Below are 14,517 nucleotides of genomic sequence, written 5' to 3'. Positions count from 1 at the left end.
GAGCGCAAGCTTCTGTTCATGGCCGCACAGCGGTTGGATTTAAGCTCATGAATCGCAATTGTTAGTCAAAACGAAATCAATCTTGCTGGTTTCCAGATCCACCCTTGCCACTTCGACTCTAAGCCGGTCCCCAAGGCGGTAGCGCTTGCCGGTGCGCTCTCCCAGCAACATGTGCTTACCGGGGTCGAAATGAAAATAATCGCTGGGCAACTCTGAAATATGCACCAACCCTTCCACATAAATGCCGTCAAGCGCTACGAAAAGCCCGAAGCCAGTGACCCCGCTGATGACGCCATCAAAACATTCGCCGACTTTATCCTGCATGTAAAAACACTTGAGCCATGACTCCACATCGCGGCTGGCATCATCGGCGCGCCGCTCGGTTAGCGAGCAATGCTCGCCCAATTCATGCCAGTCGCCGGGAGTATAGACAGTTCCGTTCAGCACTGCCTTGATGGCACGATGCACCAGGAGGTCGGGATAACGCCGGATCGGCGATGTGAAGTGGGTATAGGATTCATAGGCGAGCCCAAAGTGACCTACGTTATCCGGACTGTAAACCGCTTGACGTAACGACCGCAGCATTACTGTTTGCAAGAGCTGCGCATCGGGTCTGTCCTTGATCTTGGTTAAAGTTTTTGCATAATCCTTGGCCTGGGGTTCGTCGCCACCCCTCAGCTGCACCCCGAATTCCTTAAGAAAGTCGCGCAGGGCCACCAGCTTTTCCGGCGTAGGACCTTCATGGATGCGGTAGAGGGTCGGCTGTTTGTGCTTTTGCAAAAAATCGGAAGCGCATACGTTTGCCGCAAGCATGCATTCTTCAATCAGACGATGGGCATCGTTGCGCTTCACCGGGAGAATGCGCTCGATTTTACCTTGGTCATTAAAAACCATCTGAGTTTCGATGGTTTCAAAATCGATTGCGCCCCGCTTCCCGCGCGCCTTCAGTAATATCTTGAATAGTTTATGGAGTAACTGAATATGGGGCAGGAGCTTATTATGCTGCGTGGCATCCTCCCCCTTGGGATCTTCCAGCATCGCCGCCACCTTGGTATAGGTAAGCCGCGCGTGGGAAAACATTACCGCCGGATAAAAACGATACCCACCGAAGTCGCCAAGGGGGTCGATATTCATCTCACACACCATGCATAAACGCTCAACTTGCGGGTTAAGTGAACATAAGCCGTTCGAAAGCACTTCCGGCAGCATCGGGATAACACGTCGCGGGAAGTAAACCGAATTCCCACGATTGAACGCTTCCTGATCGAGCGCGTCGCGTGTTTGCACATAATGACTGACATCCGCGATCGCGACGTACAACTTATATCCCTTTCCGTCGCGTTCGCAATACACTGCGTCGTCAAAGTCGCGAGCAGTTTCACCGTCGATAGTGACCAGAGGCAGATGGCGAAGATCCTCTCGACCTGTCAACTCACCTTCCGTGACCTTGTGGGGAAATTTGTCGGAAAGCTTTTTGACCTGAGTGGGAAACTGGTAAGGCAGATCGTATTTACGCACCGCAATTTCGATCTCCATTCCGGGAGCCGCATACTCACCCAGGACCTCGACAATACGACCGATGGGTTGAGCATGTTTGCTGGGCTGCTGGATGATTTCGACAATCACTACCTGACCTGCCTTGGCTCCCGTAGATTCTTCCGGAGGTATCAGAATATCCTGACTGATACGCTTATTCTCCGCCTCCACGAACAAAATGCCGTGATCGGCGTGCAATCGCCCGACCAATTGCGTCACCGCGCGCTCGAGCACCTCCACAATGGCGGCTTCCCTGCGTCCACGCCGGTCTACGCCAATCTCGCGTACCATAACCCGGTCCCCGTGCAGCGCCTTATGCATTTCTTTCGCACTTAAAAACAAATCCGGACTCGCATCATCGGGTATCAGGAAGCCAAAACCATCTGCGTGACCCTGTACCCTTCCCTTGATAAGATCGAGCTTCTCGACAACGCAGATGTCTCCCTTGCGGTTACGCATGATCTGACCCTCGCGTAACATCGCGGAAACCCGGCGACCGAATATTTCTTCTTCTTCCTCGATAATTTCGAGAAGGCTGCGCAACGCTTTTTCATTTACCGGAACACCCTGCTCTTCCAGTATTTGCAGCATGAACTCGCGACTCGGCAACGCGTGTCCATAGCGCTCTTTCTCCCGTTGAAGATGAGGGTCCAGCGCACGAAGGTTGCGTCTTTTCTTGATTGACAAAGCAATGGTTTCCTATAAAATTGCGCGTCTGTCCGTGCCTCTGTCCCTCTAGCCGGACAGGTGGAAGCATTGCCCAGATGGCGGAATTGGTAGACGCACTAGGTTCAGGTCCTAGCGGTGGCAACACTGTGGAGGTTCGAGTCCTCTTCTGGGCACCATTCGTTATTTCCCGTCAAATCGCAGCGTCCATCATTCTGGTTAATTAAATCTGCACAGTTTTCGGCAGTTGGACCGCGCGCACCAATCTAACAACCGGATTATAGCAGCCGGCACGGGCGTTCCCGTTCGAAACACTAAAGGCGACGCGAGTTGTATTTCAAAAAGCTGCCGAGACCGCACACGCGCGGACACGAATGCATCGTTGTCATTCAGTTCAAAAGGCTGCTCTCAGGGGAAACGACGCCAAAAAGAAGGATTAATCTCCTGAATCAGCCACAGTTACCACTCGCGGTCGCTCGTGTAATAGCTAGCTGTAAAATCTTACAGCTATTCGTAAAACCCAATCCGTTGTCTTATAACGCACTCTTTCACGTAAATCAACGATATTGCGGTTGAAACGGCGCTACGTGTATGCGCCCTCACACAGGAAATGAAATATTAATTTTTTTCGCCTCGTGGCGACGTAGATTCTGAGCCGAAATAAGAATTTTAAAATTTCGAACGTGGGTAATTTCCCTTTCCCGGCAAGCTTGGGTTTGAGCTGCGAAACATGCTGACAGTCTTTTTATACTTAAGGAAGGCAACGTCTTTTCAGAAGGTCATAGTGAAAATAAAGCGCGGCAAATTACTGCCGTTAAAGCCTCAACCTATACGATAGTTTTTGGTTGCAATAGTAACGGCAGAGAGAATTTTTCACGTTCTTTATAAAGGAGTAATGCGATAAACCTGCTGCTTCCACACTCTTGGATAAGCGAAATTGTTTCCCTGCCCGGCGGTTGTGCGTCCGTCTATGGCCGGTTAATAAATCCGCCGCTGTAAGCTTCCCATTAAACAATCACAATCGCTACCCTCAGAAGAAAATCTACCGGAATGGATCAGACGGCCTGAATTCAGTACGGTTTTAAAGGAAGCGATTTCAAAATTTCTTAATTTCAATTAAAGTTATTTTAGCTCATCCAAATGAATGACATTGTGGCTGCCTTTCATGAATACTTCGAAGTGATCCCTGCCAATAGCAAGGAATTGCAGCATGAAGTATTCCGTTTGCGATATCAGGTGTTATGTCTCGAGCAGCGTGTGCCAGGATTCGACGCCTCGCGCTATCCGGACCAGTGCGAACGCGATATTTATGACGACCATTCATCTCATGTGCTTCTTCTGCACCGCCCCTCTGGCGGTTTTGTAGGTACAGCACGACTGATACTTTCAGATCCGGCTCATCCAAAAAAATTATTGCCACTCGAACTGCATACCCAGCTTGATCCGCTACTTTTTGATCTCAGCACCTTACCTCGACAGCATACAGCTGAAGTATCACGCTTACTAATCATGCGCCGGTTCCGTCAGCGGCGGGAAGACAACGGAAATTTTGAACGTAAAATCGTTGTTGAAGAAAGCGGCATCAGGAAACTCCGGCGTTTCCCCCATCCCATGCTGGCGCTTGTGGTTGGCCTCATAAGTATGTCTGCTGAACACAATGTTACCCATTGGGTTTCGATTATGGACCCAGCATTGAATAGGTTATTAGGTCTCTATGGACTTCAACACGACCCTATCGGGCCTATAACGGAGCATCACGGACAGCGCCGCCCCTATCATGTAGACGTGATGAGCATGCTTGATCGAATGTACGAAACCCACAAACAAATCTGGGAGCTGCTTACCGATTACGGCAGAGTCAGACCTATGGGTGACCCAGCGGCGCCAGGTCCGGCATCCGCTATCCCCGTCCTTTCAAATCACTGAAATGAAAGCGCTGCGCCGACCGATGCGCTGCCCATTCCATTTGACGATCCACGCCTGTCAGCATCTTATCCGCCAGCATCTTATCCGCCATTCTGCCCCATCCCAGGCTTAGTGGTTACCCCGCATGACTATCGATCGTGATAATTAAAATAAACGTGGCGCGTGTTGTCCTGTTTGCATACCTGCTGGGTGCCTCACTATTCGGGGCAGGCTTTGCCAACGCCACGGAATCTTACGAAGTAATAACCAACGCTACCGTAAGTGAGAAAACGCTGCCCAAGACTTCCCTGCGCGCTATCTTTGGGATGCGGCTTCATACCTGGCCGGACGGCACTGCGATAAGAGTATTTGTGATGCCTGATGATGCTCCACTTCACGCGGCATTTTCGAAGGAAAAGCTGAACGTTTTTCCCTATCAGCTTCGCTCGGCATGGGATCGATTGGTATTTTCCGGCACGGGCCAAGCGCCCGAGACAGTTCATTCACCAGAAGAAATGCTAGCCAAGGTGGCGAGTACGCCTGGAGCGATCGGTTATTTAACTAAATCCAGGATGGATGGTAGAGTCAATGTACTCCAGATCAAATAACCCCATTCGCCACCACGTGACAGGGGCTATCAAATTGATAGTCTCGTCGGCCTTACTATGGGGGTGCCCTGCCCAAGCTGACAAGCTGCCTGAACTGCCGAAGCTATCAGAAATAAAGCTGCCCAAGCTGCCCGAGATGCCAAAGCTGCCTCACAACCTGCAAATACATGGCTTTGCAAGCCAGGGGTGGCTAATGAGTTCAGGCAACAATAATGTGTTTGGAAAAAGCTCATCCGATAGCGGCAGCTTCGACTTCCGGGAACTGGGCCTGAATGCTTCCATGCGGCCGCTGACCAATCTGCAATTTTCAGCGCAGATGATGTCTCGCACGGCTGGAGAAGGCAGTCCCGGCAACATTCGGCTGGACTACGGGTTCATTGACTATACGTATTTCACGGGCGAAACCAGTAAATTGGGAATACGTCTGGGCAGAATGAAGACTCCTCTTGGCTTATATAATGATACCCGCGACGTCGCATTTACCCGCCCAAGCATTCTTTTGCCCCAGTCCATCTACTTCGATCGCACTCGCAAGCTTGCGCTTGCCGCGGATGGCGTGCACCTGTACGGAGAATATCGTTCCGATTTGGGAGACATCTCGTTCCAGGCCGGGGTCGTGCGCCCGCTGGTCCGCGGCTCAGAAACCGAAGTGGCCTTGCTCACTGAAGCGGGGGCTGACAGGCCAGGGCACTTCACGCCCAACGTGCTGTTCACCAGCAGGGTAATGTACGAACTTGACGAGGGAAGAGTCCGCCTTGCGTTCAGCGCATCCCAGTTGAACATAGATTATAGTCCCGCCCTAGGTCTCGCACCTGCGGCTCCGGAGTTTGGCCCTGGCTCCTTTCAATTCACCCCGCTGATCTTCTCCGCCCAATATAACGCGGAGCGGTGGAGCCTCACCTCTGAATATGCGATCCGCCATCTTGAATACACGAATTTCCAAAGTAGCACGTACAAGTTGGGCGCGACTCTGAATACTCTGGATGTAACCGGGGAGAGCTACTATTTTCAGGGGGTCTATCGCTTTACCCCCGCGTGGGAAGCTTTCGCTCGTTACGATGTTTATTATGCAGACTGGAACGACCGTAGCGGAAAACAATGGGCGATCGACCGTAAAAATCCGGCGACGGCTAAGACCCGCTTTGCCAAGGATATAACCGTGGGCCTGCGCTGGAATATTACCCCACAGTTCATGCTGCGGGCGGAATATCACCGGGTCGACGGTACGGGCTGGCTCTCGGCTATCGATAATAGTCAATTTCGCCCGAGTCCTCCAGTACAACAGCAAGAGTGGGACCTCTTCTCAATTCTCGGTTCCTACCGGTTCTAGCGAGCAGGATGCGACAGAATCTCAACAAAGGCTTGGTTCAGCTGGACGGCACCGTTGGTCTTGGCCGCCGCTTTCTGGGCCTGAAATGGAAGGTGCTGTTGCTAACCAGCCTGATCCTGATCGCCATCGTCGTTTCATTCACGGGCATTACCTACCTGAGCTTGATGGATGATTTTGAAAGCCAGAGAGACGCACAACATCAGCGTTATGCGAGCGAAGTCGAAGGCCTCATAGATCAGGTCGCCAGAAATCTGCATCAACTGGCATAACTGGTTCCTTTTATGGAAGGGATGAGTGCGGATCTGCTTGAGGGCAACGGAACAAGCATTACTGAAACGTTCGACCCGTATTGGGCATTGCTGCAGCTTAGCGAGGGCATAGAACTAATGCGTTTTTATGATAATTCGCATCAGCTGCTGGCTAGCTGGGGTAGTTTCGAAAAGGATACTCAAGAAGGCTTGATGTTGGACTGGGTTCGCGAGGTCAATTCGCGAGAACAGCCGATCAACCCGCTGCGTTGCAAGAAAAACTGCACTCAATTCGCGGTAGCACCCCTGCTGGTTGAAGGCAACAAAGTCGGCGTCGTGGTGATCGGCACTCCACTCGTGGATGCGATTTTGGGCTTCAAGAATATTTCGGGGGCCGATATCGGTCTGCTGATCAAAGAATCGGGCGATTCATCCAGCAGTCACGATTCGAGAATTTCAAAATGGAAGGTGCGCGTAGCCGCACTCACCAGCAGCGAAAAAAATAAGCTGATTCTCAATACGGTCGCGGAGCAATATCCGGATTTCAGTAGCCTTGAAAATGGCGTACAGGGGTTCTGGGGCAATCGCTACCAGCACCTGCAACTGCTCTCTCTGGATAGGATAAATCCCTCGGATAAGGCTCAGTTGATCGTTATCACCGATACCACTTCCACTGTTCGCACCATCCAGAATTCGACGCAGCAGAACATTATCGTGGGCATCGTGGGGCTCGTGCTGTCCGAGATCCTGCTGTTTGTCATCCTCACGAAGCCCCTGTCGCGGCTCAAACACATCGTATTCACGCTGCCGCTGCTAGCCCGAAGCAGCTTCCAGGACTTCCGCGCCTCACTGCGTTACGCAGGCCAGAAACAATGGCTGAAGGATGAAATCGACATGCTCGACGAAACCGCGGTCGCGCTTTCTCATCAGCTTGAAAAACTTGAAGAGCAGGTCGCCGACCGGACCCGTATTCTGGCGCGGAAAATGGATGAATTGAGCAAAGAAAGGGATTTCATTACGAATTTGCTCGATATTGCGCAGGTAATCGTAATGACTCAAAACGCTAATGGACAGATTCTCACGTTGAATGCCCATGGAGAAATGCTTATCCAGTTTTCGGAAGGCGAACTTCAGGGAAAGCCATTCATCGATATGCTGGCCCTGGACGGAGACTCGCAAGACCTGCCTGCGCGTCTTGAGGAGGTGCGTTCCGCGCGGCGCGACCAATTGCGCCATGAAGCCAATATTTTGTGCAAGGATGCGTCGCTCCGGCACATCCTGTGGCTGCATTCCCGGCTGACCAGACATGCTGCTGATGACCCCGCGCTGTTATCAGTCGGTCTGGATATGACCGAACACAAGCGTACGCAAGGAAGGCTGGCCTGGCTCGCCGATCACGATCCGTTAACCGATTTGTTCAATCGGCGCCGCTTTCAGGAAGAGCTGGAACAGATGCTGAATCTGGCCGCGCGCTATAAACATTCGGGCGCATTGCTATTCTTCGATCTGGACCAGTTCAAATACATCAACGATACCAGCGGCCATCAGGCCGGCGACGCCCTCCTGAAGATGGTTGCCCGTATGCTGTTGGGCAGTATTCGCAGCGTGGACATACTTGGGCGGCTGGGAGGCGATGAATTTGCGGTAATCCTGCCCCAGACCACCACGGAGGGAGCGATAGAAGTAGCAAAAAACGCGCTTGCCTGCCTGAACCAGGGAAGGATCATGGTGAACGGGCGAACTCATACCGCTTCGGCCAGCGTTGGCATCGCACTTTTCCCCGAGCATGGAAACAATGTTCATGATCTCTTGGCCGCAGCAGATCTGGCCATGTATCAGGCAAAGGAAGCCGGGCGTGGCAGCTGGCATCTGTTTTCCGATGAGGAGAAAACCAGGGAACGCATGCACACCCTGGTTTATTGGAAAGAAAAGATCGAGCATGCCCTTCTGCACGACCGGTTCCTGTTCTATTACCAACCCATCATGCATATCGCGGACAAAACTATCGATCATTACGAAGTGTTGCTGCGTATGCTGGACGATGATGGAACAATACTGGTTCCTCACTTTTTTATACCCGCTGCAGAGCAGACCGGTCTTATTCACGCCATTGATCATATGGTGTTGAGGAAAGCCATCGCGAAATCCGCGGAAATCAGACGCCGGGGTCATTCCATTCGTTTCTCCATAAACTTATCCGCTCATGCATTTCATGATCCCGAACTGTTACCGATCCTGAAGGAAACGTTCGCTCGATATGACGCGGATCCTTCCAGCTTCATGTTCGAGATTACCGAGACGGCGGCGCTGGAAGATCTATCCGCTGCCCGCACGTTGATGGAAACGATCAAAATGCTCGGTTGCAGTTTCACGCTGGATGATTTTGGAGTGGGTTTTTCGTCGTTCTATTACATACGACAACTGCCAATCGACGTGGTAAAGATAGACGGTTCCTTTATCAGAAACCTGGCCGAGAGCCCCGATGACCAGATCCTGGTCAAAGCGTTATGTGAGGTGGCGAGGGGATTCGGGAAGAAAACGACGGCAGAGTTCGTAGAGACGGCAGCGACTCTTGCAGTGCTTGAGAAAATGGAAATCGACTATGCTCAAGGTTTTCTGATCGGGACGCCCGCCCCAGCCCATGAGTCCCCGTTCAAAGACTTCTTGGAGACTTAAAACCTCACAGTTACCTGTGGCCGGGGGCGAGAGTCTTTATTGGAGCACGCATCTCAGGCATAGTTCGGTGTCGGCCGGCTATGCGTGAACGTAAGGTTCACGGCTCATCAGGATCGGTATCGTCCACCGCGTTGCCTGGTTCTACCTTGCCATGCAAAGCCGAAACATCGTGCTGAACGCTTCTTCCGGAAATTTTTGGCGTGGAACACACGACGTCGGCATTTTGTGCACGATGGCGCAGTGCATGATCCATCAGCACCATCGCCAGCATCGCTTCGGCGATCGGGGTAGCGCGGATGCCCACGCAAGGGTCGTGTCTGCCGTGGGTCTTCACTATCACCGGCTGACCAGTCTTATCTATTGAGCGTCTCCCGAGACGGATGCTGGAAGTCGGCTTGATGGCAATATTCACGACGATATCCTGACCGGTTGAAATACCGCCCAATATGCCGCCCGCGTTGTTGCTAAGGAATCCCTCCGGCGTCATCTCGTCTGAATGCTCCGTACCTCTCTGAGCCACCGCAGAGAACCCTGCGCCTATTTCTACGCCCTTGACCGCATTGATGCTCATCATCGCATAGGCAATTTCCGCATCCAGCCGATCATATACTGGCTCACCCCACCCAACCGGCACGCCTTCGGCCACCACGCAGATTCTCGCGCCGACCGAGTCGCCGGATTTACGCAGCGAATCCATGAATGCTTCGAGATTCGGGACCAGATCGGGGTCAGCGGCAAAAAACGGATTCTGATCAACGGCGTCCCACTGTTTGAACGGAACTTGCACCGGCCCGAGTTGGGCCATGAAGCCGCGTATTTCCAAACCATATTTCTCACGCAGCCATTTTCGGGCAATGGCGGCAGCCGCTACGCGTACGGCGGTTTCACGCGCGGAAGAGCGGCCACCGCCCCGGTAATCACGTATTCCATATTTTTGCCAGTAGACATAATCGGCGTGTCCGGGCCGAAAAGTGTCCATGATTTTGCTGTAATCCTTGCTGCGCTGATCTTCATTACGAATCAGTAGCGCAATGGGTGTTCCCGTAGTCTTTCCCTCAAACACTCCCGAAAGAATTTCCACGGTATCGGACTCCCGCCGCTGGGTCACGTGCCGGGAAGTACCCGGCTTGCGGCGATCCAGATCGCGCTGGATATCTTCAGCGGATAATTCCAGCCCCGGAGGACAGCCATCCACGACACAGCCGATAGCCGGGCCGTGGGATTCCCCAAAAGACGTGACGCAAAAAATCTTGCCGAAAGTATTGCCGGACATTTTTGTTGTTCTCGCAAAAACAAGCCTCGAAGTTTAACATATCTCACTTGGTCCACTATCTAGCCTCATCAACCACGGCCATGGAAGAACCCGATCCTGACAAATTAAAAGGGCCTGGCGGTTTGACCCTGCGCCAGATTCACGAGCAGGTAAAGCTGAGTACAGCTCGCGACCAGCTGGACCGTACACTGAACAACTCTACTGAAACGGTCGGCCGCTGGCAGCGATTTGTGCGCTACTTCCGGAAAAAACGCTTGGTAAAGTCATGAGAGCTGTCGTAATGAACGCGGCGGGTGGTCCGGATGTGCTGACTCCCGCCGATATCCCTGCCCCCGTCCTGACCGGGCCGTACAGTGTGCTGGTGAAGCTGCATGCGGCTGGCGTTAATCCCATCGACACCAAGGTACGGAAAGCCAATATGTACTACCCGGATAAATTGCCTTCAATTCTGGGCTGCGATGGCGCCGGGGTTGTGGAAAGGGTTGGCAGCTCAGTTACGCGCGTGCGGCCTGGAGATGAAGTCTATTTCTTCAACAACGGTTTAGGTGGGCCAGCCGGTGCCTACGCGGAGTATTCCGTGGTGCAGGAAGATTATCTCGCATTCAAACCTAAAAACCTTTCCATGCTCGAAGCTGCCGCTTTACCCGTCCCGGTACTTACAGCCTGGGAAGCACTCGTCAATCGAGGCCATTTGGGTGAAGGAGAATCCACGCTGATTCACGCGGGCGCAGGTGGCGTCGGCCACATCGCAATTCAGCTTGCACATTACCTGAATGCGCCTGTCGCCACGACCATTTCCAGTCCTGAGAAGGCTCGGTTCGCCCAGGCGCTAGGCGCAGAACGGACGATCGACTACACCAGGGAGGATTTCGTCGAAGCGGCAACCAACTGGACGCATGGGGAAGGCGTAAGACTGGTCATGGATACGGTTGGGAGCCAAACCTTTTGCAAGTCGTTTGGCGCAACCCGGCTTTACGGTCGCATGGTAACGCTACTCTCGACAACGTGTGAAATGGCGCACACCAATACCGCGCGGCTCCGCAACCTGAGCATCGGTTATGTGCAAGTCGCGGCTCCGCTTTATTTCGGTCTGCATTCGGCGCGTCTCGTACAGACGCGCATACTTGAACATTGCGCGATCTTATTCGAACAGGGCGCGCTCAAGGTCCACATCAGCGAGGTCCTCCCGCTGGAACAAGCCGCCGATGCGCACCGCATAATCGAGGCGGGTCACGCCATGGGCAAGATTGTGCTGCAAATATCGTAGCAACGACTAGCACATCCTATCGTCCGGGGCTTATTCAGAGTCCTGCAACATTTCAACTCCCCAAGCCACTCCAAACCCTGTGACATCAGTACTCACGGCGCCCAATCCGCCCTTGTTATTGCTGCCGGAGAGATCCATGTGCAACCAGGGAGTATCCCCGACGAATCGGCTCAGGAAGCGCGCAGCGAGAATATGATCCGCCTCGCCCTCCAGGGTGCACTGCTTGACGTCTGCGATCTTGCTTTCCAGCTCTGTTTCGTAATCCGCATCCATAGGAAATGCCCAAATGCGCTCGCCACTTAATCGTCCCGCGGCCAGAGCCCTTTCGGACAGTTCTTCGCGGTTACTGAAAATACCGCTGTAACGTGATCCCAGCGCGACGTGCATGCTTCCGGTCAGCGTGGCGAAATCGAATATCACATCGGGGTTTTGTTTGCCAGCCAACGACAGGGTGTCCGCCAGCACCAGCCGCCCTTCGGCATCGGTATGGACGATCTCGATAGTCGAGCCATTCAGCGCTGTTATGACGTCATTCTGCTTATACGCGCGCGGGCTGATGTGATTTTGGGCAATTGCAAGCCAGCAATCGATATTTACCGGCAGGTCGGCCCGCGTCGCAGCCAGCAATATCCCCACAGCAACAGCGGAACCATTCATGTCCTCGTGCATACCCTGCATGTATCGAGCTGGCTTCAGGTTATGGCCTCCGGTATCAAAACAGATGCCTTTACCCACCAGGGCCACGGTTTTGCACGAGTTTTCTACCCGTCGCTGCAAATGCACTATCGCGGCGTCCTCCTGGTCGCTGCCTTGGGCAACCGCGACAAAGGCGCCCGCGCCCATCTCGCGCAGTTTTTTCAAATCGAATTCTTCATATTTCCAGTGTTCGGCCTCGGCGAGTTGCTTGAGAAGGTCGCGATACAGCGCTGGGGTCAGCTCGTTAGGCGGGAGCACCGTAAGTTCGCGCGTAAGGAAATTTCCCTCCGCTTTGGCGCGCAGCAGTGCAGGTGCCTCTGCGTGGTATCCGTGCAGGGTGATGTTTCCCAGCGGTTGCTTGACCGTGTCTTTTTTACCAGTTTTTCGTGAAGGCAAGGGCACGCCGTTGATCCATGCCACGTAGACCGCAAGTTGCGCCAGGGCCGCCTTCTGCTGGTCATTACCATATACGGCCACGTTGATTTCAGCCGGGCTTTCCTCAATTAACAGCTGCACTGCTTTTCGCATTCGCGTCTGCTGCTCGAATGAAGACTTGCCCAGATCCACTGCTACCCAGACGCATAAAGCGCCGCTCGGGAGGTTTGCGGACACCGGTGTTTCGCCAATTTGGTCAAACTCCATCTTGCGGCGCGACAATAGCGCTTCAAGTACACTATTACCTAAAAAATCCAGGCTTTCTCCCGGCTTGGCCGCTGCCTTACCCGATGCCGCAGGCTGCTGCGGAAGCGCGACCAGGATGTGCGTTGCCTTGATGGATGAACTGATGGGGGAAGCGATTTGCGTCAGCGAAGCGAGCATTGGCGACGGGCCTCAAAAATAAGCTATTATAGCTCGTTGTTCCAAGCTCGATTCTATCCCTTAAAGCGCTTTTGTAGCTTCCTGCCATGCGCCAATATCTCGACCTCATGCGGCATGTGCTCGACCATGGGCACAAAAAGTCCGACCGCACCGGCACCGGTACACTTTCGGTATTCGGTCACCAGATGCGTTTCGACCTGTCAGAGGGTTTTCCCTTGGTCACCACCAAGAAGTGCCATCTCAAATCCATCATTCACGAACTGTTATGGTTTTTGAGGGGAGATACCAACGTCAAATACCTGCACGACCACGGCGTGACCATCTGGGATGAGTGGGCTGATGAAAACGGTGACCTCGGCCCAATATACGGCCGTCAATTGCGCTGCTGGCCTGCCCCGGATGGCACCTCCATTGACCAGATCGAGCATGTAATCGAGCAGATCAGGAGTACGCCTGATTCGCGGCGCATGGTGGTTTCATCCTGGAATGTAGGTGAACTCGACAAGATGAAACTGGCGCCGTGTCATGCGCTGTTTCAGTTTTACGTAGCCGATGGCAAGCTGTCGTGCCAGCTTTATCAGCGCAGCGCCGATATATTTCTCGGTGTTCCGTTCAATATCGCTTCCTATGCTCTGCTCACGTTGATGGTGGCGCAGAGCTGCGACCTGGAGCCTGGAGATTTCGTGCACACCCTCGGTGATGCGCACCTCTACCTCAATCATCTGACGCAAGCAAGGGAACAGCTCGGCCGTGAACCGAAAAAGCTGCCAGTGATGAAATTGAATCGGTCGGTCCGAAGTGTTTTCGATTTCACGTATGAGGATTTTGTGCTGGAAGGCTACGACCCCTATCCCGCCATCAAGGCCCCGGTTGCGGTATGAAACCGCGCGTCTCCGCACTGGTGGCGATGGCCAGGAATCGCGTTATCGGCTCTAACAATGCGTTGCCGTGGCATTTGCCGCCTGATCTGAAACGTTTCAAGTTGCTCACGATGGGTCACCCCATCATTATGGGACGCAAAACATACGAGTCGATTGGCAGGCCGCTACCCGGGCGTATCAGTATTATTATCACCCGACAAGCGGATTACGAGGTGCCCGGCGCCATCGTAGTTGATTCGCTAGCCCAAGCGTTACATGCGGGCGGCGGTAAAGCCCAGGAACATGCCAACGCCGGTTCAATGGCAGAGGGGGAAGCTTTCGTTATCGGTGGAGCGGAAATCTTCCGCCAAGCCCTGCCATTATGCGACAGGATTTATATTACGGAGATCCAGGCGGACTTCGAAGGGGATGTTCTGTTTCCCGAATTCAATATGGAGGAATGGATAGAAACGTCACGCGAGAGATGTCGATGGGACGGTGAAGGGGACGGCGGCGGTTTAGACTACCATTTTGTGGTGCTTGACCGGAAAAGCGACAAAAAAAACGGGAGCCCATCTGAGCCCCCGTTATCCCGACCGTCCAAACTCTCTCTTACGCCGCCACTGCCTTGAA

Annotated in this window: 12 protein-coding genes and 1 tRNA gene; 10 read left to right on the top strand and 3 right to left on the bottom strand. The window is 53.3% G+C overall.

Features of this window, described 5'->3' with window-relative positions:
* Positions 1-45: 45 nt before the first annotated feature.
* The gene (gene rnr / locus C8R31_RS01580; RefSeq protein ID WP_107692323.1) at positions 46-2,223 is read right to left on the bottom strand and encodes a ribonuclease R; all 2,178 of its coding nucleotides are present in this window, start codon (positions 2,221-2,223) and stop codon (positions 46-48) included.
* Positions 2,224-2,294: 71 nt separating this feature from the next.
* On the opposite strand from rnr, the gene C8R31_RS01575 reads away from it, so the two are divergent.
* The 6 genes from C8R31_RS01575 to C8R31_RS01555 all read left to right on the top strand — a co-directional run bounded on the left by C8R31_RS01575 (position 2,295) and on the right by C8R31_RS01555 (position 8,969).
* Positions 2,295-2,381, top strand: a tRNA-Leu gene (locus tag C8R31_RS01575).
* 961 nt (positions 2,382-3,342) lie between these two features.
* A complete protein-coding gene (locus tag C8R31_RS01570) occupies positions 3,343-4,128 on the top strand; it encodes a PEP-CTERM/exosortase system-associated acyltransferase (RefSeq protein WP_107692322.1) in 786 nt (261 codons plus the stop codon).
* 137 nt (positions 4,129-4,265) lie between these two features.
* Positions 4,266-4,715 (top strand): hypothetical protein, encoded by a 450-nt coding sequence (locus tag C8R31_RS01565; protein WP_258192486.1) that lies wholly within the window; start codon positions 4,266-4,268, stop codon positions 4,713-4,715.
* A 136-nt stretch (positions 4,716-4,851) separates the two neighbouring features.
* The gene (locus C8R31_RS01560) at positions 4,852-6,045 is read left to right on the top strand and encodes an OprO/OprP family phosphate-selective porin (protein ID WP_258192485.1); all 1,194 of its coding nucleotides are present in this window, start codon (positions 4,852-4,854) and stop codon (positions 6,043-6,045) included.
* 8 nt (positions 6,046-6,053) lie between these two features.
* The gene (locus C8R31_RS16375) at positions 6,054-6,314 is read left to right on the top strand and encodes a hypothetical protein (protein WP_258192484.1); all 261 of its coding nucleotides are present in this window, start codon (positions 6,054-6,056) and stop codon (positions 6,312-6,314) included.
* 21 nt (positions 6,315-6,335) lie between these two features.
* The gene (locus tag C8R31_RS01555) at positions 6,336-8,969 is read left to right on the top strand and encodes an EAL domain-containing protein (RefSeq protein ID WP_258192483.1); all 2,634 of its coding nucleotides are present in this window, start codon (positions 6,336-6,338) and stop codon (positions 8,967-8,969) included.
* 97 nt (positions 8,970-9,066) lie between these two features.
* Here C8R31_RS01555 and aroC read toward each other — a convergent pair whose 3' ends face one another.
* Complete coding sequence (gene aroC, locus C8R31_RS01550) at positions 9,067-10,242, bottom strand: chorismate synthase (RefSeq protein ID WP_107692320.1); 1,176 nt, start codon at positions 10,240-10,242, stop codon at positions 9,067-9,069.
* 80 nt (positions 10,243-10,322) lie between these two features.
* Here aroC and C8R31_RS01545 point away from each other — a divergent pair, with 80 nt between their 5' ends.
* Positions 10,323-10,511: a hypothetical protein gene (locus tag C8R31_RS01545; RefSeq protein WP_107692319.1), complete on the top strand. Its 189-nt coding sequence runs from the start codon at positions 10,323-10,325 to the stop codon at positions 10,509-10,511.
* Positions 10,508-11,509: a zinc-dependent alcohol dehydrogenase family protein gene (locus tag C8R31_RS01540; protein ID WP_107692318.1), complete on the top strand. Its 1,002-nt coding sequence runs from the start codon at positions 10,508-10,510 to the stop codon at positions 11,507-11,509. The genes C8R31_RS01545 and C8R31_RS01540 overlap by 4 nt, the downstream gene beginning before the upstream one ends.
* Positions 11,510-11,539: 30 nt before the next feature.
* Here C8R31_RS01540 and C8R31_RS01535 read toward each other — a convergent pair whose 3' ends face one another.
* Positions 11,540-13,024 carry a leucyl aminopeptidase family protein gene (locus C8R31_RS01535; RefSeq protein WP_107692317.1) on the bottom strand — a complete coding sequence of 495 codons (1,485 nt, stop codon included), beginning with the start codon at positions 13,022-13,024 and terminating at the stop codon, positions 11,540-11,542.
* 86 nt (positions 13,025-13,110) lie between these two features.
* Between C8R31_RS01535 and C8R31_RS01530 the strand changes: the two genes are divergently transcribed.
* The gene (locus C8R31_RS01530; RefSeq protein ID WP_107692316.1) at positions 13,111-13,905 is read left to right on the top strand and encodes a thymidylate synthase; all 795 of its coding nucleotides are present in this window, start codon (positions 13,111-13,113) and stop codon (positions 13,903-13,905) included.
* A complete protein-coding gene (locus C8R31_RS01525) occupies positions 13,902-14,516 on the top strand; it encodes a dihydrofolate reductase (protein WP_107692315.1) in 615 nt (204 codons plus the stop codon). Before C8R31_RS01530 ends, C8R31_RS01525 begins: the two co-directional genes overlap by 4 nt.
* The last annotated feature ends 1 nt before the right edge of the window (position 14,517 follow it).

Origin of the sequence: Nitrosospira sp. Nsp2, from assembly GCF_003050965.1 — a bacterium.
Lineage (GTDB): Bacteria > Pseudomonadota > Gammaproteobacteria > Burkholderiales > Nitrosomonadaceae > Nitrosospira.
This window is presented reverse-complemented; position numbering and strand designations above follow the sequence as displayed.

Bases quoted from the DNA above. Each gene is read 5' to 3' on its own strand.
- C8R31_RS01545 (WP_107692319.1), top strand. From the start codon at position 10,323: ATGGAAGAACCCGATCCTGACAAATTAAAAGGGCCTGGCGGTTTGACC.
- C8R31_RS01570 (WP_107692322.1), top strand. From the start codon at position 3,343: ATGAATGACATTGTGGCTGCCTTTCATGAATACTTCGAAGTGATCCCT.
- C8R31_RS16375 (WP_258192484.1), top strand. From the start codon at position 6,054: ATGCGACAGAATCTCAACAAAGGCTTGGTTCAGCTGGACGGCACCGTT.
- C8R31_RS01540 (WP_107692318.1), top strand. From the start codon at position 10,508: ATGAGAGCTGTCGTAATGAACGCGGCGGGTGGTCCGGATGTGCTGACT.
- C8R31_RS01535 (WP_107692317.1), bottom strand. From the start codon at position 13,024: ATGCTCGCTTCGCTGACGCAAATCGCTTCCCCCATCAGTTCATCCATC.
- C8R31_RS01530 (WP_107692316.1), top strand. From the start codon at position 13,111: ATGCGCCAATATCTCGACCTCATGCGGCATGTGCTCGACCATGGGCAC.
- C8R31_RS01560 (WP_258192485.1), top strand. From the start codon at position 4,852: ATGCCAAAGCTGCCTCACAACCTGCAAATACATGGCTTTGCAAGCCAG.
- C8R31_RS01555 (WP_258192483.1), top strand. From the start codon at position 6,336: ATGAGTGCGGATCTGCTTGAGGGCAACGGAACAAGCATTACTGAAACG.
- C8R31_RS01525 (WP_107692315.1), top strand. From the start codon at position 13,902: ATGAAACCGCGCGTCTCCGCACTGGTGGCGATGGCCAGGAATCGCGTT.
- aroC (WP_107692320.1), bottom strand. From the start codon at position 10,242: ATGTCCGGCAATACTTTCGGCAAGATTTTTTGCGTCACGTCTTTTGGG.